Origin of the sequence: Rhodococcus sp. B7740, assembly GCF_000954115.1 — a bacterium.
Taxonomy (GTDB): domain Bacteria; phylum Actinomycetota; class Actinomycetes; order Mycobacteriales; family Mycobacteriaceae; genus Rhodococcoides.
Map to the genome: position 1 here is coordinate 4848812 of NZ_CP010797.1, position 19398 is coordinate 4868209.

Annotated in this window: 20 protein-coding genes; 9 read left to right on the forward strand and 11 right to left on the reverse strand. The window is 65.1% G+C overall.

The features are described from left to right. The first annotated feature begins 3 nt into the window (after positions 1–3). Positions 4–969, forward strand: a complete 966-nt coding sequence (ccsB, locus tag NY08_RS22705) for a c-type cytochrome biogenesis protein CcsB (RefSeq protein WP_032393902.1) — start codon at positions 4–6, stop codon at positions 967–969. A gap of 186 nt (positions 970–1155) precedes the next feature. Here the strand turns inward: ccsB and NY08_RS26520 are convergent, their stop codons facing one another. After that, the gene (locus NY08_RS26520) at positions 1156–1386 is read right to left on the reverse strand and encodes a hypothetical protein (RefSeq protein WP_235386998.1); all 231 of its coding nucleotides are present in this window, start codon (positions 1384–1386) and stop codon (positions 1156–1158) included. Positions 1387–1717: 331 nt separating this feature from the next. On the opposite strand from NY08_RS26520, the gene NY08_RS26525 reads away from it, so the two are divergent. Next, the gene (locus NY08_RS26525; protein WP_442970854.1) at positions 1718–2944 is read left to right on the forward strand and encodes a nucleotide-binding protein; all 1227 of its coding nucleotides are present in this window, start codon (positions 1718–1720) and stop codon (positions 2942–2944) included. Positions 2945–2956: 12 nt separating this feature from the next. Here NY08_RS26525 and NY08_RS22720 read toward each other — a convergent pair whose 3' ends face one another. Next, on the reverse strand, positions 2957–3154 hold the full coding sequence (locus NY08_RS22720) for a hypothetical protein (RefSeq protein ID WP_032393904.1): 198 nt from the start codon (positions 3152–3154) through the stop codon (positions 2957–2959). A 135-nt stretch (positions 3155–3289) separates the two neighbouring features. Next, positions 3290–3505, reverse strand: a complete 216-nt coding sequence (locus NY08_RS22725; protein ID WP_008713732.1) for a BldC family transcriptional regulator — start codon at positions 3503–3505, stop codon at positions 3290–3292. Positions 3506–3704: 199 nt separating this feature from the next. On the opposite strand from NY08_RS22725, the gene NY08_RS22730 reads away from it, so the two are divergent. Continuing rightward, positions 3705–4058, forward strand: a complete 354-nt coding sequence (locus NY08_RS22730; protein ID WP_082074078.1) for a DUF4229 domain-containing protein — start codon at positions 3705–3707, stop codon at positions 4056–4058. Further along, positions 4055–5137: a PLP-dependent cysteine synthase family protein gene (locus NY08_RS22735; protein WP_045198946.1), complete on the forward strand. Its 1083-nt coding sequence runs from the start codon at positions 4055–4057 to the stop codon at positions 5135–5137. The genes NY08_RS22730 and NY08_RS22735 overlap by 4 nt, the downstream gene beginning before the upstream one ends. 6 nt (positions 5138–5143) lie before the next feature. On the opposite strand, the gene NY08_RS22740 is transcribed toward NY08_RS22735, so the two are convergent. Genes NY08_RS22740 through NY08_RS22750 form a run of 3 tightly spaced genes read right to left on the reverse strand, consistent with a single transcriptional unit; the run spans position 5144 to position 9341 of the window. Next, positions 5144–5455 (reverse strand): hypothetical protein, encoded by a 312-nt coding sequence (locus NY08_RS22740; protein WP_082074079.1) that lies wholly within the window; start codon positions 5453–5455, stop codon positions 5144–5146. Positions 5456–5460: 5 nt separating this feature from the next. Further along, a complete protein-coding gene (gene pepN / locus NY08_RS22745; protein WP_045198950.1) occupies positions 5461–7920 on the reverse strand; it encodes an aminopeptidase N in 2460 nt (819 codons plus the stop codon). 26 nt (positions 7921–7946) lie between these two features. Beyond that, on the reverse strand, positions 7947–9341 hold the full coding sequence (locus tag NY08_RS22750; protein ID WP_045198953.1) for an HNH endonuclease signature motif containing protein: 1395 nt from the start codon (positions 9339–9341) through the stop codon (positions 7947–7949). A 254-nt stretch (positions 9342–9595) separates the two neighbouring features. On the opposite strand from NY08_RS22750, the gene NY08_RS22755 reads away from it, so the two are divergent. The 4 genes from NY08_RS22755 (at position 9596) to NY08_RS22770 (ending at position 11147) form a co-directional block, all read left to right on the forward strand. Then, positions 9596–9937 carry a nitroreductase/quinone reductase family protein gene (locus tag NY08_RS22755; protein ID WP_045198955.1) on the forward strand — a complete coding sequence of 114 codons (342 nt, stop codon included), beginning with the start codon at positions 9596–9598 and terminating at the stop codon, positions 9935–9937. A 65-nt stretch (positions 9938–10002) separates the two neighbouring features. Then, on the forward strand, positions 10003–10218 hold the full coding sequence (locus tag NY08_RS22760) for a hypothetical protein (RefSeq protein ID WP_032393909.1): 216 nt from the start codon (positions 10003–10005) through the stop codon (positions 10216–10218). A gap of 6 nt (positions 10219–10224) precedes the next feature. Further along, the gene (locus NY08_RS22765; RefSeq protein ID WP_045198957.1) at positions 10225–10734 is read left to right on the forward strand and encodes a Clp protease N-terminal domain-containing protein; all 510 of its coding nucleotides are present in this window, start codon (positions 10225–10227) and stop codon (positions 10732–10734) included. Positions 10735–10766: 32 nt separating this feature from the next. Further along, complete coding sequence (locus NY08_RS22770) at positions 10767–11147, forward strand: phage holin family protein (protein WP_032393911.1); 381 nt, start codon at positions 10767–10769, stop codon at positions 11145–11147. Here NY08_RS22770 and NY08_RS22775 read toward each other — a convergent pair. Continuing rightward, the gene (locus NY08_RS22775; RefSeq protein WP_032393912.1) at positions 11144–12013 is read right to left on the reverse strand and encodes a 1,4-dihydroxy-2-naphthoate polyprenyltransferase; all 870 of its coding nucleotides are present in this window, start codon (positions 12011–12013) and stop codon (positions 11144–11146) included. The two genes, NY08_RS22770 and NY08_RS22775, sit on opposite strands and share 4 nt — an antisense overlap. 47 nt (positions 12014–12060) lie before the next feature. Further along, positions 12061–13317 (reverse strand): Hsp70 family protein, encoded by a 1257-nt coding sequence (locus NY08_RS22780; RefSeq protein WP_144407417.1) that lies wholly within the window; start codon positions 13315–13317, stop codon positions 12061–12063. Positions 13318–13476: 159 nt separating this feature from the next. On the opposite strand from NY08_RS22780, the gene NY08_RS22785 reads away from it, so the two are divergent. Then, positions 13477–16722 carry a BTAD domain-containing putative transcriptional regulator gene (locus NY08_RS22785; RefSeq protein ID WP_144407418.1) on the forward strand — a complete coding sequence of 1082 codons (3246 nt, stop codon included), beginning with the start codon at positions 13477–13479 and terminating at the stop codon, positions 16720–16722. On the opposite strand, the gene NY08_RS22790 is transcribed toward NY08_RS22785, so the two are convergent. The 3 genes from NY08_RS22790 to NY08_RS22800 all read right to left on the reverse strand — a co-directional run bounded on the left by NY08_RS22790 (position 16719) and on the right by NY08_RS22800 (position 19350). Further along, positions 16719–17552 (reverse strand): ABC transporter permease, encoded by an 834-nt coding sequence (locus NY08_RS22790; protein ID WP_032393914.1) that lies wholly within the window; start codon positions 17550–17552, stop codon positions 16719–16721. The two genes, NY08_RS22785 and NY08_RS22790, sit on opposite strands and share 4 nt — an antisense overlap. Further along, on the reverse strand, positions 17549–18502 hold the full coding sequence (locus tag NY08_RS22795; RefSeq protein WP_235387000.1) for an ATP-binding cassette domain-containing protein: 954 nt from the start codon (positions 18500–18502) through the stop codon (positions 17549–17551). The genes NY08_RS22790 and NY08_RS22795 overlap by 4 nt, the downstream gene beginning before the upstream one ends. A 68-nt stretch (positions 18503–18570) precedes the next feature. After that, positions 18571–19350: a PIG-L family deacetylase gene (locus NY08_RS22800; protein ID WP_045198964.1), complete on the reverse strand. Its 780-nt coding sequence runs from the start codon at positions 19348–19350 to the stop codon at positions 18571–18573. Between the last annotated feature and the right edge of the window lie 48 nt (positions 19351–19398).

The following is a 19398-nucleotide window of genomic DNA, read 5'->3' on the forward strand; positions in this document are numbered from 1 at the left end:
CCGATGCCGATCAACGAGACCCTCTCGCAGTACAGCGACTGGTCCTTCGAATCAGCGTTCACCATCTACGTGCTCGCATTCGTCCTGCTCATCGCCCAGTACGCCTCCGCCAAGGCGACGGCAGTACAAGCCAAGGAACTCGTCGGTGCCGGTGCCCCCATTGCCGACAGCCGACCCGGACGCGTCGTCGAAACACCGAAGCGACCGCTGTCCGAACGACTCGCAGGCATGGGCTTCGCGTTGCTCGCCCCAGCCCTCGCCCTGCACGTCGCCTCGGTGGTACTCCGCGGCTTCGCCACCCACCGCTTCCCGCTCGGCAACATGTACGAGTTCGTCACCATGGCCACGGCAGCCGCCGCCCTGACCTCGGTGATCGTGCTGCGCAAGAAGACGATGCGCCCGATGCTCGTGTTCGTCCTCGCGCCGATCATCGTGCTGATGTTCTTCGCCGCCACCAAGCTCTACGCCGACGCCGCACCGGTCGTCCCCGCTCTGCGCTCGTACTGGCTGCCCATCCACGTCACCATCGTCAGCGTCGGAAGCGGCATCCTGCTGGTCTCCGGCGTCGCGAGCCTGCTGTTCCTGCTCCGCATCAAGCAGCCCCTGGGAGAGGAAAGCGTCGGTTTCTGGGGCAAATTCGCCTCCAAGCTGCCCGACGCCCAAGCTCTCGACCGACTCGCCTACAAGACGACGATCGTCGCCTTCCCGCTCTTCGGAGCAGGCGTCATCCTCGGCGCAATCTGGGCCGAAGCCGCATGGGGACGTTTCTGGGGCTGGGACCCCAAAGAGACCATGTCGTTCATCACCTGGATCATCTACGCCGCCTACCTGCACGCCCGCGCCACCTCCGGATGGCGCAACACCCGCGCAGCGTGGATCAACATCGCCGGATTCACCGCCATGCTCTTCAACCTCTTCATCATCAACATGGTGGTCTCGGGACTGCACAGCTACGCGGGACTGAACTGACCTTCGCTCGTTCCACAGCCTCCACGCTGGACCTCCAGCTGGTAGCGTCCGATCCGGCTCGATGGGGGACACATCCGAGCTCGGATCTTCGATGTGGGACGCGAACTGGGGGGAATCGGTCATGGCCGATCGGCACGAGGACAACTGGCAACCCGTCCGGCCACTGGACGACGATGTACCGGAAGATCATGCAGCGCCGCCCACGGGGTCCGAACCGATCGCCGTCGCAGCGACGACGGAGGCCATACCCACACCGCCGCGCGAGCCCTTTCGATCGACCCCCATCACCATGCCGCCCGAGAGCATCTCGAGCCCGCCCGCGCCGCAGTCCGAGACCGCGCCGACACCTCCGCCGAATCCTGCACCGCGCGCTTCCCGACCAAAAGACCCGTCTGGGCCGGTAGAAGGTGACGGCAAGGATGCCGGGGTCGCCGCGACCCCGGCCGAGGAAGGCAAGACCGCGACGGCAACACCGACGACACCGGTGCAAGCGCCGAAGGCTCCCGTGGCGCCGACCGTGAAACCGACTCCTCCACACACGCCCCCCGAGGCGAGCCCGCCCGTCGCGTCGGCACCACCCCCGCCGCAGGGTCCGATGCCGTCAGGCCCGGTGCCTTCGGGCCCGGTGCCTTCGGGCCCGGTGCCTCAGAACTCGGCTCCGCAGAACTGGGCTCCTCAGAATTCGCTGCCTCAGAACTGGGCCCCTCAGAACCCGGGGCCCCAGAACCAGTGGGCTCCGCAAAATCAGTTGGCTCCGCAGAATCAAGCTGGGCCGCAACACAATTGGTCACCGCAGAACCACGGCGATCCGCAGCAGCACTCGGTGGCGGAGGGCCAGTGGCATACCCAGAATCAGTGGAACCCTCAGACACAATGGGGACCTCAGCCCGGCCAGTGGCCCGGTCGGCAACATCCGAATCAGCCGCATCCTGGTCAGCCCCAGCAGCTCAGGCAAGCCCCGGGTGACGCGATGGTGGTCGCACCGGCACCGGCACCGGCGGCCTTCGACCAGAGTCGGTCGGCGGAGCAGCAGGTCTCTTCACTCGATCTCGGCAGTTCGTTGCTCGTCCGATCGGGGAATGCGCCGCCGCTGGGAGGGTGGCGTCGGGCGTTGTATCTGATGACGGGTGGTCGTGTGGATGTCGGAAACAGTGCCGCCCAGCAGCGACGCTCGGCCTTGACCGCGCAGGTGGATCGGCCTCTTGTCGGATGCCATCGCGTCGCGGTGCTGTCGCTGAAGGGCGGTGTCGGCAAGACCACGACGACGGCCACCCTCGGCTCGACGTTCGCCGAGATTCGAGGTGATCGGGTGATCGCGATCGACGCCAACCCCGATCGCGGAACGCTGGGTCAGAAGGTGCCGCTCGAGACGACCTCCACCGTCCGTAATCTGTTGCGCGACATACAGTCTCTGGACCGCTACAGCGACGTGAGGGCATACACGTCGCAGAACGTGCATCGACTGGAGGTGTTGGCATCCGATTCGGATCCGGCAGCCTCGGAGGCATTCAGCGGTGAGGATTACGATCGTGCGGTGTCGCTGTTGGAGAAGTTCTACAGCATCGTCATCACCGATTGCGGCACCGGTCTGATGCACTCGGCCATGGAACGAATTCTCGAGGGAGCCGACACTCTGGTGGTGGTCAGCTCGGGGTCGGTGGATGGTGTGCGCAGCGCGTCGGCAACGCTGGATTGGCTCGATGCGCACGGCTACCGGGAACTGGTCGCCACATCGGTTGCGGTCGTCAACGGCGTTCGGCAAAGGGCCGGAAAGGTCGACCTGCAGAAAGTTGTCGAACACTTCGAGCAGCGTTGCGCTCGGGTTCGCACGATCCCGTTCGACCCGCATCTCGAGGAGGGGGCGGAAATCGAACTCGATCGTCTTCGTGGGCGCACACGAAAGGCACTGCTGGAAGTCGCGGCGGCGGTAGCGGCGGGATTCCCCGACGCGCCCACCGCTGCCCAATGCAACTGAGAACCACCGGACCTATTCGCTGGGTTCGGTGCCGGCCTCGGTTCCGTCTTTCCCTCCGCGGCGAGCCTCACGGTTGATCCGCCACAGAAAATCGGGATCGTCATCGGGTCCCACAGTGCGGGTGGGTGGAGCCTGCGTACTGGGTCCGAATGCCTTCCAGAACAGCACGATTACTGCCACCAAGCCGATCAACGCCAAAAGATAGATCACGACGCACCTCCTACTACGAGAGTAGCTGTGATGCAACCACCTCCGCACCCGTCGAGCGTCGAAGATTCCTGAGAATGTTCGATGAGTTCGTACGGGTGCGGATACTGCGGGTGGATCGGCCTCAGAGCCAGCCGATCAGTGGTGTGTGCCGGCTTCCGTCGTCAGTGAGGTCAGCAACTGCATGACCTCGGTCTCGCGGAATCGACGGTGCCCGCCCGGAGTGCGGAGGGATCCGAGGCGGCCGGCATGTGCCCAGCGCGTCACTGTCTTGGGGTCGACGTGGAAAAGCGCGGCTACCTGACCCGGAGTGAGCAGTGAGTCCTGAGCCTTGTGAAATGTGGGTGCGCTCATCTTGTCGTGTCCTCCTACGATGCGGTTCGGTGCATATGCGTCGAACCGGAGATATCGGTCTGCTGCGTTCGATCCCCATGGTTGCACTCGAACCCCTAGGTACTCGACTGATACAAGGTTGGTAAAGGGGAGGTAATGGACAAATCGGTCATGCCGGGGGTGGGTCGGAGTGGCTGCCGAGCCCGGTAGATTGGGACCCGTGAGCGACGCGACGAATGCCGAGAGCAACGATCCCACCAGCGGAAATGCCGCGCCAGGAAGGTCGGCGAAGAAGTCACTCGCCGTGAACCTCGGTGTCTACACCTTCGCGCGACTGGCGCTCGTCGTCGTGATCGCGGCCGTCATCGTCGGCGTCGGTTTACTCTTCGGCGTCGAGGTCCCGGTACTCGTGGCCGCGATTTTTTCGGTGCTGATCTCACTACCTCTCTCGCTGCTCCTGTTCAAGAACATGCGCATCCGCGTCAACGAGTCCATCGCAGCCGTCGACGAGGACAGGCGCGCCGCGCGCGCGGACCTGCAGTCGAAGCTGCGCGGTGAAGACGGCAAGAAGTGACCAGGTCGGTCGATCATTCGGGATCCCGGGAGTGGGTCGACAACGCGGTCCGGTTGATCGAGGCCGATTCCCAGCGCAGCGCCGACACGCACCTGCTGCGATACCCCCTCCCCGCGGCCTGGGGAATCTCGCTGTATCTGAAAGACGAGTCGACGCACATCACCGGCAGCCTGAAGCATCGGTTGGCTCGGTCGCTCTTCCTGTACGCGATCTGCAACGGCTGGGTCACCGAACGCACCACGGTGATCGAGGCCTCGTCGGGCTCCACTGCCGTCAGTGAAGCGTATTTCGCCGGACTGCTCGGACTGAAGTTCGTCGCCGTGATGCCACGCAGTACCAGTCCCGCCAAAGTCGCACTCATCGAGTCTCACGGCGGAAGATGTCACTTCGTCGACAAGCCCGGTGAGATGTACACCGAAGCGCATCGACTCGCGGCCGAGCCCGACAGTCACTACATGGACCAGTTCACGCACGCCGAACGAGCCACCGACTGGCGCGGAAACAACAACATCGCCGAGTCCATCTTCGACCAACTTCGGCTCGAGGAGTGCCCCATTCCCGACTGGGTGGTCGTCGGTGCGGGGACCGGTGGGACCAGTGCCACCATCGGCCGCTACATCCGATATCGAAGGCATGCAACGCAACTGGCCGTGGTCGACCCCGAGAACTCCGCGTTCATCGGCGGCTACGAGTCGGGAGACGCGGGCTACGAAACAGGGCAGTCTTCACGCATCGAGGGCATCGGTCGACCGCGCGTCGAACCCTCGTTCGTCGGCCAGGTGATCGATCGAATGATCGCAGTACCCGACGCCGCCTCCGTGGCCGCCGCACGATTCACCTCGGACGCACTCGGCAAACGAGTGGGCGGATCGACGGGCACCAACATCTGGGGTGCGTTCGGATTGATCGCGGAAATGATCGCCGCCGGCCGCAGTGGGAGCGTGGTGACACTGCTGTGCGACGGCGGAGATCGGTATTCGCAAACCTATTTCGACGACACATGGGTCTCGAACCAGGGCATGGATCTCGACGAACCAACAGCAGCGCTCGAACAGTTCGTTCGTACCGGGGTGCTCTGAGCGGACCTACTTGCTCACCGCCATCGATGCCGCTGCAGTTGCGGCAGACACCGCGGCGACCGCCGGCCAGGCACCGATCTTCTTGGCCAGCGGGTGCGAGGCACCGAACGCGACGAGGTAGGTCCCGAGCAAGGCGCCGGCACGGACCGAACCCGAGGATCTCTGCCAACGGGTCGTGCATACCACCCCGACGGCTGCGAGCACCGCTCCGCCGAGCTGACGATTGTGAGACTGCCGGGCAACGGCGAAGCCGCCGAGCAGACCGCCGGCAGCGAGCGCAGAAGTGGCAAGCGAGCGGCGAGTGTCGTTGGTGGACATGGCCATCACCCTAGCCGCGCCTGCACTCGGAGGCTTCTCGCCAGGTGGTCTCGTTGCTCGATCACCAAGCGCCGCAGGGCAGCCGGTGCCCACTCGTGCTCGGCGAGCCAGCTGTCCGCGGCCTCCGTCGACGACTGCTGCGGGAACAGACGGACCACGATTCGCCTGGCGATCTCGATGCTGCGCGAGGTCCACAACGAGGAGATGGTCTCGAAGTAACGATTGCCGTAGGGCTGGGTCAGATCCGGTCTGTGCCCGGCCCCGAAACCGGTGATGAAGGCGTCGAGAACGTCGTTGGACGCATCGTCGCGCTCGGTGATGGCAGTCCACGCCCTCGCCTTGACCTCGGCATCGGGTATCGCCGTCGATGCCGCGGTGTGTGCGGTGCGTCCCGACAAGGTGTTGTCGGTGGCCAGCTCGGCGTCGAGCTCGGCTGCGGTCGCGTTCCCGGTTGCGGCCAGGGCCAACCAGAACGACCAGCGCTGATCGGGATCGAGACGTAGACCTGGCACCGTCGCTGTGCCGTCGAGAAGTGCGCGCAGTTCGGCTGCGCGGGAACCGTCGAGTTGGGCGGCGGCCGCGGTGGCTCGCCCCCACACCAACTGGGCGTCGCTCCCCGGCTCGCTCGCGTGCAGTTGCGTCCACGACGCCTCGAGCCACTGCCGGGTCGGTTCGTCCCGTCGGTCCTCCGGGAGGTAGTGCTCGAGGGCGTACGCCACGTTCGCGGTGACCGCCGACAGAAGGCCGATCTTGGGCTCGTTGGGCGCGAATCTGGTTGCGATGTCGATGTATTCGAGTGCGGACATCTCGGCGTCGCGGGTGGAGTTCCACAGTGCCGACCACACCAGGCCTCGGGCGAGGGGATCGACGATGCGATCGAGGTGGTTCCGCACGGTGGTGATCGAGCGCCCGTCGAATCGGATCTTGGCGTACGTCAGGTCGTCGTCGTTGAGCAGCACCAGTGCGGCATCGGGAAAGTCGACCGGCGTTCGTGCATCGGTGATGTCGAGTTCTCGGCGGTGCGTTCTCGTCAAATCCCCCGCTTCGTCGAGATCGTAGAGCCCGACGGCGATTCGGTGAGGCCGCGGGTCTGTCTGCTCGACGGCATCGCCGGTGTAGCTGAGCGTCGAGACGCCGGTGGTCTGCAGCCATGCTGCAGCCCAGGTATCGAGGTCGCGCCCGCTCGCCGCGGACATCTCGCTCAGTAGATCCGTCAGCGTGGTGTTTCCGAAAGCGTGGGTGCGAAAGTAGTTGCGGGAAGCGGCGAAGAAGGCATCTGCACCCACGAAGGCTCCGAGTTGTTTGAGGACGCTCGCCCCCTTGGCGTAGGTGATGCCGTCGAAGTTGAGCTTCGCAGCCTCGAGGTCGGTGATGTCGGCGACGATAGGGTGGGTGGTCGGCAGTTGGTCCTGCAGGTATGCCCACGCTTTTCGTCGGTTGGCGAAACTGACCCAGGCATCGGTGAATCGGGTCGCCTCGGCCGACGCGTACGCACCCATGAAGTCCGCGAAGGATTCCTTGAGCCACAGGTCGTCCCACCACTGCATCGTGACGAGGTCGCCGAACCACATGTGCGCCATCTCGTGCAGAATCGTGTTTGCGCGGGCCTCGTACTGAGCTTCGGTTGCCGCAGAACGGAATACATACGATTCGGTGAACGTGACGAGGCCGGGATTCTCCATCGCGCCGAGGTTGTATTCGGGGACGAAGATCTGGTCGTACTTTCCGAACGGGTACGGGTAGTCGAACTTGTCGTGAAAGAAGTCCAGCCCCCGCTTCGTGATGTCGAAGATGTCCTCGGCATCGAAGTACTCGGAGAGAGACGCCCGGCAGTACGCACCGAGAGGGACGGTGAGTTCGCCTCGCGTCCAGGACGATTGGACGCAGTGATACGGGCCTGCTGCAACTGCGGTGATGTACGTCGATATCGGCAGGGTCGGCACGAAGGTGGTGACCGAGTCGGCAGTGATTCCCTCTCGGTTCGACAGCACGATCCACGTCGGCGGAGCCGTGACCGTCAGGGTGAAGGGGGCTTTGAGATCCGGTTGCTCGAAGTTCGCGAACACCCGGCGTGCATCGGCCGGTTCGTACTGGGTGTAGAGATAGACGTTATCGTCGACGGGATCGACGAATCGGTGCAGTCCCTCGCCAGTCCTGCTGTACCGTCCGTGCGCGCGAATCCGAACGATGTTCTGCTCGGTGAGCCCGACCAGTTGAATGCGGGAGCCGTCGTAATCGACCGCCGCGTCGATGCCGTTGACGGTGACTTCGTCGACTGTCGCACCGATGAAATCCACCCATGTCGTAGCGGTCGTCGCGTCGAATTCGATGGTCGTCACGGTCTCGAAGGTGTCGAGGTCCATGTCTTCTGCGCGCAGAAGGTCCAGGTGAACGCGATAGTTCACCCCGCTGATGTGGCGCGATCGCCTGCGAGTTTCGGTCCGGGTCAGATTCGCGGTGCTCACCGAACCAACCCTATGCGATGGAATCATCACAGAGTCGGCGCAGTGAAGTAGTGGCGTCCGAGTGGATCGACGATGTGCAACACCCCCTCCGGCAGCAGTTCGGTGTGCCAGAGTTTGCGTGTTTTCAGGTTGTGGTGGAGCCGACAGCGCGGGCCGATGTTCGTCGGGATCGTCCAGCCGCCTCGCTTCGGATTCTGTCGGTCGAACTCGACGATGTGGTCCAGATCGCACCGATCCGAAGGCACGTCGCAGCCGGGATGCAGGCAGTACGGATGGTCGGCTCGTACCCGCGCCGCGAGTGCCCTACTCGGTTTGTAAGACAGTGCCCCCGGCGGCGGAACCGTCATGCCTCCGTGTCCGTCGGGGTAGAGCGCGTGCTCGCCGAGAGTATTGCGCTCGACGACGGCCCGCCAACGTTCGATCAGCGTCCCTCCTCCCGGTCGCGGGCGCGGTCTATCACCGGGCGGCGACGCCTGGTCGGGTCGTGCTGTGTTCTCGGGTGGTGCTGTGTCCTCGGGTTGTGCTGTGTTCTTGGGTGGTTGCCTGGCCGGTGGCGGTTGCCCAATCGGTCGAACAGGCCCCTGCGGCACGGGTTCACCACTTGCGGTAGATGTCTCGTGGGCTGTGTCGCCGGCCGAAGCGTCGGTCGCGCCGGTGGGCTGCGGGTCCTCGGACTCGGGAGTGGCGGTGTCACCACGATCGATCAGGCACGTCGCGCACTGGCAGACCAGTGTTTCGCCACGCATCAAGGCAGTGTGTGCTTCGCCTCGTCGTTGATCGGGGGATCGAGGGTCCTCCGGGTGCAGTCGCGCGATCACGGCGTCGATTCGTGAAATCTGTTCGTCGGCTTCACCGTCGGTCATCACCGCGGTCAGGCTGGACAGGCCCCGTGCTCGTCTCCGCAACCGGATTCTCTTCTCCGTGCGCGCGGCACGCTTGCGCACGTCGCGGTCCCACTCCGGATCGGCCTCGGTGAGCAACCGATCGATCTCGCGCCCCAGGGCACCGGGCGCCATTTCTCCAGCGGCCTTGAGAACCTCGGCTTCGATATCGACCACCGTGCTCGGACGAGCGTGGAGCAAGTGATCGTGAATCGTCCTGACCCGCTCCATGTCGAGCGAACCGTCGACGAATCGACGCTTCACCGACGGCTGCAATCGGCGCCACATCTGCACCCTGTTGTTGACCGATGCGAAGGTGGACGAGAGAGCCGCTGCCAGCTCGCAGATCGCGGAGCTGTAGAGATCCTTTTCGGTTACTCCCGTGTCCCACGGGGATGCGCATGCCGTTCGGCCGCGAACGTAATCGTCCATGAGGGACAGTTCCGATGCGAGAGCAGCGTTTATCCTTCTGCGCGCACCGAGGACGTCGGCGAGAGCAGAGTGATCGTCCGCCATCCACGTCGACTCGCGTAGCCCCATGTCACCCCCCAGCGACGAAGGGCCGAACACGTATTCGACCCGATGCCGAGAAGTGTAGAACCGGCCACCGACAAGTTCTGCCGTCCTTTTCGAGCATCCGACGAGGTCGACTACCGCAATCACGCGAGTCCTCGAAGCCCTGGACGTAGTGGCCGAGTCGATGGAGGGCGGTGTGTCCTCGCAGTGACGATGCCGTAGAGCAGCAACGCCGCTACGCTTTTCCTCACGTGCAGGGGGACTCCGGAGGAGGCGAAGTGAACACCTTCCAGAAATCGGCAGCAGCGTTCAACAGGGTTTTCATGGTCGTGATGAAAGCGCCCGTGCTCGACAGGGTTCTCGGACGTTCGATGGGGATCCTGACGTACACCGGCCGAAGGTCCGGCAAGAAGATCTCGCTACCGCTGGCTATCGGCCGGAAAGGTGATCACCTGAAAGTCAGGGTGGCCATGCCGGACAAGAAGAACTGGTGGCGAAACTTCACGAACGACGGCGGTCGCGTCGACGTCGACCTCGGCGGCGTTCACTACTCCGGCCTGGCGACGGCGACCCGCGACGATCGCGGGCGGGTGACTGTCGACATCGCTTTGGATCGCTGACTGCGTCGTATACCAACGCGTCAACTGGGGTTGACAGCTGCCTCCTGTCAACTTAGATTGACATCATGACCGAAGCCACTGCACTTGCCGCCGCAGCCGCCAGTTCCGATCCGGGGGAGGGGCTGCGTGCGGTAGCCGCTCTTCGGCGGTTGCTCGAGCGCCTGGAGGCCGTTCAGGTCCAGAACGCTCGACGCAACGGTTGGGCCTGGCAGGCAATCGCCGACTCGCTCGGAGTCAGCAGGCAGGCAGTCCACAAGAAGCACGGCGGAAAGGGAAGGTAGGCAACAATGTTCGAGCGATTCACCAAGTCGGCCAGATCTGTCGTCATCAGCGCTCAGGGTCACGCAGGGACTCTGCGCTCGCCCCGAGTGGAGCCTGTCCATCTGTTTCTCGGAGTGCTGTCCGTCGCCGACGAGCCATTACAGACGGCGCTGGGCGAGGCCGGGTTCACCGTCGACGGAGTGCTCGCGAACGTGCAGTCTCAGGATGCGCGTGCGTTGAGGTCCCTGGGAATCGACCTGGACGCTGTCGTCTCGACGATCGACTCCGCTCTCGGTTCGGGTGCGCTGGAGGGCGCACAGGCGTCACCGCATCATCTCCCTTTCGCCCCATCGGCGAAGGACGTGTTGAAGCTGTCGCTGAAGGAAGCCGTCGAACGACGGGACCGCGAGATCGGCGTCGAACATATTCTTCTCGGTTTGGTTCGCGGTGCCGATCCTTCGTTCACCGAACTGGTGCAGCAGCATGGTTCGCTCCAGCAGTTGCGATCGATCGTCTCGCTCGTTCGGACGTCGTAGCTCTCGGCCGTCTGCGACCCTACGATGGCGCCATGAACTTCTTGATTCGGCTCGTGATCAACGCCGTTGCCATCTGGGTTGCCAAAGAATTCGTGGATGGCATCACTGTCACCAGTTCGGGGCGCGGCGACGGGTGGGACATCGTGGTGCTGCTCGGTATCGCGGCGGTGTTGACGATCGTCAATGCGTTCATCAAGCCGCTGGTGCAGCTGCTGTCCTTGCCGTTGCTGATTCTGACGCTCGGGCTGTTCACTCTCGTGATCAACGCGTTGATGCTGTTGTTGACGGGCTGGCTGTCGTCGCAGACCGGCTACGGTCTCGAGATCGTCGGGTTCGCCGCCGCGTTCTGGGGTGCGATCATCATCTCGATCGTGAACTTTCTGCTGGGTGCGTTGGTGCCCGACAAGCGTTAGGCGAAGGCCAAAGCCACGCCGGTGCTCGCGCCCCAGACGAGCATCGCCAGGCCCGAATCACGCAGCGCCGGAATCAGCTCGAATCCGTGAGCTCCCTTGCGTACCGGGGAGTTCGCGCGAGCGGCGAAGGGCAGTGCGAGCAGGCCGACGAGTGCCCACGGGGTGCGAGCGATCAGAACGACGGTCATCGCGAACGGCACCACCAGTAGCGCGAGATGCAGGTAGCGGGTGCGGGCGTCGCCCAATCGCACTGCGAGGGTGAGCTTTCCCGATTCGGTGTCGGTGGGGATATCACGAAGGTTGTTCGCGACGAGGACCGCGCTCGAGAACGAGCCGACGGCGACCGCTGCCAGCACTCCGGCCCAGTCGATCTGCTCGGCCTGTACGAACTGGGTGCCGAGAACCGCGACGAGACCGAAGAACACGAACACGGCTATCTCGCCGAAACCGCTGTAGCCGTACGGCTTCGAGCCACCGGTGTAGTACCAGGCTCCGGCGATGCAGACCAGTCCGACGACGATCAGCCACCACGCGCTGGTCGCAGCCAGGACCAGTCCGGCCACAGCGCCGACAGCGAAGCAACCGATCGCGGCCTTCTTGACGGCCCCGGCGGACGCGGCCTTCGAGCCGACCAGTCTCAGGGGCCCGACTCGATCGTCGTCGGTACCGCGGATTCCGTCGGAATAATCGTTGGCGAAGTTGACGCCCACGATCAGAGCCAACGAGACGACCAACGCCAGCAGTGCCTTCCACCACACTCCTCCGTCCAGCGACACGGCCGCGCCGGTGCCGACGAGGACGGGGGCGATCGCATTCGGGAGTGTGCGCGGTCGCGCACCTTCGATCCATTGCGCAGTGGTGGCCATGAGCGACGATCTTTCCGTATCTGTCCGACGGGTGAGAACGCGGCCGGTCAGAACGGTAGGCGCGGCAATACCGGCAGCGGGATCACGGGCATCTGGACACCAGGAATCTGGGGCAGGGGCACCGTGGGGGCGGGCGGAGGTGCCGGCGGGTAGTAGTGCGGCTGCTGGTACTGCACGTAGGGCGCGGAATTCGCGGCAGCAGGCGCAGGCGCGGTGGTGGTCGGCGGGGGAGGTGGGATGTCGGGCGGCGGTGACGATGTGGGCGTCGTGGTCCTGGTGGCAGCGGGTGTCGTGGTCTGTGGAACCGATTCGCCGACGCTGGCGGGGGTGCTCAGTCGTTGATTCTCGTCGCTGGATCCGAGTGCGGTGAACAGTCCGATTGCGGCGATGACGCCCGCGATCGGCAGCGCGATCATGCCCAGTCGAGTCAGGGCGGGACGGTGCGAGACGACGGGCGGCACGTGGGTCGCGTCGACGTGGGTGGCGTGTACCGCGGCACCACCGGCGATGACCAGTTCGGGCCGGTCCGGGACGACGACCGGCAGTTGCAGGAATCGTTCGAGGGTGGCCCGGACCAACGGGACGTTGGACGTGCCGCCGATGGCGATGACGGCGTCGGGATAGAACTCGGCCTCCAGGCCGAGCCTGCGCACCGTCTCGGCGGCCTGTTCGGTGGAGCGTGCGATGGACAACTCGAAGATGTGCCGTTCGAGGAGAATGTGCTCGCCATCGGGTGTGCTGGTGGTCAGGTGCGAGGACAGAGCTTCCTTGATTCCGCGGCAGAAGGCCGTCAGCGCGCTGTCCTCGTCGGGAGAGTGGGGCGGACGCACTATGCCGAGTCCGAGTATGTGTTCACGGACCACTGCGTCGAAGGAGGCACCACTCATGGCGGTGGTCCGCGCCGAACCGTAGGAGCGGCCGGTTTCGACGTCCACGATGTCGACGTCGACTCCGGTCTCGCCCGCGTCGAACAGCGCGATCGTTCGATGGTGGGAGGGAAGCCCTGGGCGCAGGTATTCCATTGCCGCGCCGGTTCTGTCGATGAGATGGACGTCGGAGACGTACTCCTCGGCCAGCGCGTCGGCGATCCCGGTACGTTCCGCGGGGGTGCGATAGGCGACGCCGAGTGATTGGGGCGCGTCCGGGCTGTCGACGATGCCGCGCACGACGCGGGCGACGTCCGCGGCCGTGGGGGAGAGCTGCCAGTCGTCGAACGGGGTGCCGTCGGTCCATGCGCCGTCTTCGGTGGTCCGAGCCGTGCGAATGCCGCACGTGCCGAGGGACACACCCACTGACGAACGCATCGCTTCTCCGGCCTCTCCATTTCGGTGACGGTGTCCAGGTCTGACGTACTCGCCCTCGTGACAGGCGACGTGGACACTGTACCGTCTCACGGTTTGGTTAGAGGCTCGAAACAATCCGAACGTCAGGTCGAAGGGGTCGCGTCATCGGCCTACGATCTGGTGGCAGTGCCCATCGATATCGCGCATCCTCGGACGAAGGACCTCACGACCGACCTCCCGGTGGTGGGGATCCTCGGCGTCGTCGCGACCCGAATAGACAGCGAGCTGGTTCCGGTACCGGGTGTGCGGGCGCAGGCCTTGTTGGTGGCCTTGGCGCTGGCACCGGGGCGGATACGGTCGGCACAGGCCCTCATCGACGAGGTGTGGCCGGGCGAGACGCCCCGTTCGCCGAAGAACGCTCTGCAGACGCAGATCTCTCGGCTGCGGTCGGTGTTGCCCGCAGGTGTTCTCGAGAGCGACCGCGGTGGCTATCGGTTGGCGCTGGGCAGCGACGACACCGACCTCGGACGCGCCCGCGTCCTCACGCGGGCCGCGGAGGGTCGACTCGCAGCTTCGCAGTGGCAGGACGCCCTCGACGGTGTGCTCGACGCCTCTGGCCTGTGGCGAGGGGAGCCGGCGGAACCGGTCCGGGCGCAGGCCGAACTGCTCGAGGTCACGCTGAGGTCCGTCCAGATCTCGGCGTTGCTCGGGTTGCGCCGTTTCGACGACGCCATTCCGCTCGCGCGGGCGCGAGTCGCCGCGGACCCGACCGACGAGCTCGCCACCGCCGACCTGATTCGTGCACTGCACGGCGCGGGCAGATCCAACGATGCCCTCTCGGTGTTCGCGGCACTGCGATCCGAACTCGCCGACCGTCTGGGAACGGACCCCTCGCCGGCCGTGACCGCGTTGAACACCGAGATTCTGGGGCACACCGCGCCGAAGATGCTGCAGACCATCGGTCTGCGCGCCGCACCGAACGCACTGATCGGACGAGGCGAGGACCTCGACGCGATCGAGGTACTGCTCGGCAGTTCTCGCGTCACCACTGTCCTCGGACCCGGCGGCGCGGGTAAGACGCGGATCGCACACGAACTCGGTCGCCGCGCCGGTGCCCACATGTCGGTGGCTTTCGTCGAACTGGCATCGCTGCGCAGCGAAGAGGACGTCGCGTCGGCGATCGGAGCGACCCTGGGGCTCACCGAGGCCGACATCAAGGTCGGTGGCCTCCCGGTCACCCGGGTCCATTCGATTCGGGAACGACTGGTCGACGTCTTCTCGTCGCGGCGGGGATTGCTGATTCTCGACAATTGCGAGCACGTGATCGACGAGGTCGCGGTGGTGGTCGACGCCCTGGTGGCGTCGTCCGACGCGGTGACGGTGCTGGCGACGTCACGTTCCCCGATGGGGATCACGGCCGAGTCGGTCTTCCCGCTACCGTCGTTGGGTGTCGTCGGCTCGAATTCGCCTGCGACGGAACTGTTCTGCGTCAGGGCCCGGGCGGTCCGGCCGTCGGCGCGCCTCGAACCCGACGCGGTGAACCGATTGTGCCGCACCTTGGACGGACTGCCGTTGGCGATCGAACTGGCTGCGGCGCGGGTCAAGTCGATGAGCGTCGAGGAGATCGACGCGAGGCTCGATCATCGCTTCACGCTTCTGAAATCGGCGGATCGAACCAGGCCGGAACGGCATCGGACGTTGCACGCCGTCATCGACTGGAGTTGGAATCTGCTCGACGCCTCCGAACAAGCGGCCTTGCGTCGATTGTGCCGGTTCCCGGCGGGATTCGATCTCGACGCGGCGAGGCAGGTGGCGCAATGGGCTGCGGTGGAGGATATTTCGGCTGCGCTCGACGGTCTGGTCGATCAGTCCATGCTCAGCGTGGTCGAATCGCCGACCGGAATTCGGTACCACATGCTCGAGACCGTCCGCGAGTACGGCGAGGAGCAGCTCGACGCCAGTGGCGAGGCCGAAACCGTCGCAGCTCGACTGCGGGAGTGGTCTGCGTCCGTCGCCGTTCGGGTGTCCGCGGGCTACTCGGGTGGGCGTCCGGCCGAGATGGTCGCCCTGATGGAGGCCGAACACGACAACCTGCTGTCGGTGATGAGACATTCTTTTGCGCAACAGTTTTCGGACCACGTGTGTACCTTGTTCTCGGTACTGGGCTACTTCTGGGCCATGCGTGGGGCGCATTCGGAGGTGCTCAACTGGGCAGACAGAGTGATGAGCAGCATGCGTGGCGGGATGGGCGGCACGCCCGACGACAATGCCGTGATGGCTCTGCTGGTGCTGGCAGCCCACTTCGCCTACGGCGGGAATCTACGTCGGGTAGCGCGCATTCGCACAGATCTCCGGCACTTGCTGAACAGTCGGTCAGCGGTGTCGCCGGGGTTGCGCTTCGACTCGGAGGTTGTGGTCCACCACGCCGGGGGTCGAGGCCTGGCCCGAAAACTGGCCCGTGCCGTCCGATCCGAGCACGACGACGTTCGCTGCAACGCGTACGTCGTTCGCTCGATGATGGCGCAGAACTCGGGTCGCCTGTACGAGTCGATCCGAGACGCGGAGCAGGCGCTCGCCATCGCGCGCCGTCGAGGCGATCTGTGGGCCGTCGGCTCGACGTCGCAGACGCTGGCGAGCTCGTACGGGCTCTCGGGTGACTACTCCCGGGCTGTGGAGTACTACCGGACCTCGGCCGACGTCATGTGGGAGCTGCACGCGTTCGAGGAGAGTATGCAGACGCGCGCTTTTCTGGCGATGGCGTTGATCGGAGCCGGTCGCGTGGACGAGGGACGCGAACTGATCGACGAGTTGGAGGCCGCGGCGCAGGGACAGGAGTTCACCCTCGATCCACCCTCGGGCGACGACGTCGGTGCCCGCTGGGATCACGCTCAGCAGCGGTCGAATTCAGCGTCGCTGACGGCGGTGCGGGCGGCGGCGGATCTCGAGGACGGTGCCGTCGAGCAGGGTCTCGGGGGTCTTCGTGCGGCGTTGGCGTTGGGCGGGTGGCCGTCCGAGGATCCGAGCGATCCGTTCATGACGATTCTGGTGTGTGCGGCTGTCGGTGCGCACGTTCTGCACGGGCGCGCCGAGGACATGGACGACGCGGTGGCTGCGTTGACACGCAAGCCGTGGAATATGTTGGTACCGGGCGGTTTCTACGACGTTCCGATGCTCGGCGCAGTGGCGTGTGCGGTGGGTTCGTTCGAGATTCACCGCGGAAACCGGGCCGTGGGGGTGGAGTTGCTGGCGGTGTCGAGCAGGGCGGTGGGTCGGCAGGACTTTCCGTCGATGCGGATCGATCGACATGTGCGTGCGGCCCGAGCGGTTGCCGGTGACCGTGCGGTCGATGCCGGGCTCGCTCGGGCCGCTGTATTCACCAGAAACGGTGCGCTGCGCGAGATTCTGCGGTTGCTTCCACTCGTCTAGGCCTTGCGCATGTACATGCGGACGGTCAGTGGGGCGAAGATCGCGACGATGACGGCACCGCCGACGAGGGAGTACACGACGTGAATTCCGAAGTGCCCGTTGTTCGCCAGCTCACGAACGGCCGTCACCAGGTGCGAGACGGGGTTGACGTCGGCGAAGGCGCGCAACCAGCTCGGCATGGTGCTGGTGTCGACGAAGGCGTTGGACAGGAACGTCAGTGGGAACAACACCAGCATCGAGATGCCCTGAACCGATGAGGCTTTGCTCATCAGGGTGCCCAGCAGTGCGAAGATCCAACTGATCGCCCATGCACAGAACATCACCAGCAGCACGGCTCCGAGGAGACCGAGTGCTCCGCCCGCCGGGTGGTAGCCCATCGCGAAGCCGGTGGCGAAGCAGACCACGGCGGCGATCAGGTAGCGGATGACATCGGCCATCAATGCTCCTGCGAGCGGGGAGATTCGAGCGATCGGGAGTGATCGGAAGCGGTCGAAGACGCCCTTGTCCATGTCTTCTCGCAGCTGGGTGCCGGTGACGACGGACCCGGTGATGACCGTCTGGACCAGGATTCCCGGCACGATCATCGGCAGGTACGAGGTGACGTCGCCCGCAACCGCACCGCCGAAGATGTAGCTGAACATCAGGGTGAAGATGACCGGCAGCAGCACCACGTCGGTGAGCTGTTCCGGATTGTGGCGGAGTTTGAGCAGCCCGCGGTATCCCATGGTGATCGACTGGGTGACGGTGCGGGCCAGACCGATGTGGCGCACGACCGGTCGGTCGGCGGGGTCGATGTATGTCGAAGACCGTCGGGTGAGTGTGGTGGTCATGCTGCGTCCTCGTCTGCGCTCTTGCCGGTGAGAGTCAGGAAGACCTCGTCCAGGCTGGGTTTGGTGACGGTGATCTCGCCGACCTCGATGCCGAAGTCGCGCAAGCGAATCAAGATGTCCGGGGTCATCGACGTGTCCGTCATCGGTGCGGTCAGTCGAGCGGACTCGGGGCTGACCGACACATCTGTGCCCAGTTGCGTCGCGACGAGCGCTCGGGCGTCGTCGATCCGGTGTCGGTCCGTGAGGGTCAGAGACAGTGCGGAGGTGCCTACCGACGACTTGAGCCCGTCGGCGGTGTTCTCGGCGATGACACGACCGTGGTCGATCACCGCGATTCGATCGCACAGTTGGTCGGCCTCGTCGAGGTACTGGGTGGTGAGCAGGACGGTCGAGCCCTCGGCGACGAGTCGACGGATGGTGTCCCACATCTGCGCTCGGGTGCGGGGGTCGAGGCCGGTGGTCGGCTCGTCGAGGAACAGCAGCGGCGGAGCCGAGATCAGGCTCGCGGCCAGATCGAGGCGTCGACGCATCCCACCGGAGAACATCTTCAACGGTCGGTGTGCCGCTTCGGTCAGCCCGAATTCCTCGAGGAGTTCGACGGCTTTGGCTTTGCTCTCGCGGCGGCCGAGTCCGAGCAGCCGGGAGAAGACGACGAGATTTTCGGTTGCGGTGAGGTCCTCGTCGACCGAGGCGTACTGGCCGGTGACACCGACGAGAGACCGGACGGCGGTGGCGTCGGCGACGACATCGTGGCCGAAGATGCGGGCCGAGCCGCCGTCGGGTCGCAGGAGGGTGGCGAGCATGCGGACCGTCGTGGTCTTGCCCGCGCCGTTGGGGCCGAGGACGCCGTAGACCGCCCCGGTGGGAACGGTCAGGCCGACGCCGTCGACGGCGCGTTGCTTACCGAATGTCTTGACGAGGTTCTGGGCCTCGATTGCTGGTGTGGTCATGGGGCCAACCATCGCCCCGGGCGCTTGCACGACGCGTACGTCGCGCTTGCGTCCGCTGTCCGGCCAGGTCAGAGTGGGAGCGAGGTCTCCGTGAGCCCGACGCCGCCGGTGCCGCGGAGCTTTCTGAACCATTCGGTGCCGAACGTGGTGGCGAGGTCTTCCGGAGACATCTGCAGAAACGGTCCGAAGTCGCCGATCTGTGTTTCGTGGGCTTCCATCGCTGCCCGTTTGGCGTCCATCGCGCCGGACACGTCGACCACCGTCGTGATCTCGGTTTCCGGCAGACCGAAGGTTTCCAGGTCCGGCGGTGACGCTTCCTCGCCCCAGTGCGGATTGGCCTCCATCAGTCTGCGCATGTGATCGCGGTTGGTGGTGGTCTCGTACACGAAGCGAGTCTCGGCGATCTCGGTGGCGCGCTTGCCGACGACGTGAACCTGGATGTGGTCCGGGTGACCGTAGCCACCGTTCGGGTCGTAGATGGTGACGACGTCGGCCTTCTCTTCGAGCAGCACCTCGGCCAATCGCTGGGCCGCGGTGTCGACATCGACGTTGCAGAACGCGTCGGGGTTCGCGTTCTCTGCAGTGCCTGCCATACCGGAATCGGCATAGTGCAGCCGCACGATGCGGGCGACACCGAGAGCGGCCGCCGAACGATCGAGCTCGATGCGCCTGCGCTCGGCCAACGTCTCGCCCTCGGCGAGGATGCCGTCGGGATATTCGCCGAGGGCACCGTCGGTGGCGGTGACCAGGACGACGCGATGGCCGGCGTCGGCGGCGAGGCGCATCACCCCGCCGGTCCCGAACACCTCGTCGTCGGGATGTGCATGGAAGCAAACCAGGACACTCATGTCCTGAATGCTTGCACGTCGAAGCAGGTGCAGCCCACTCGGCCGAGA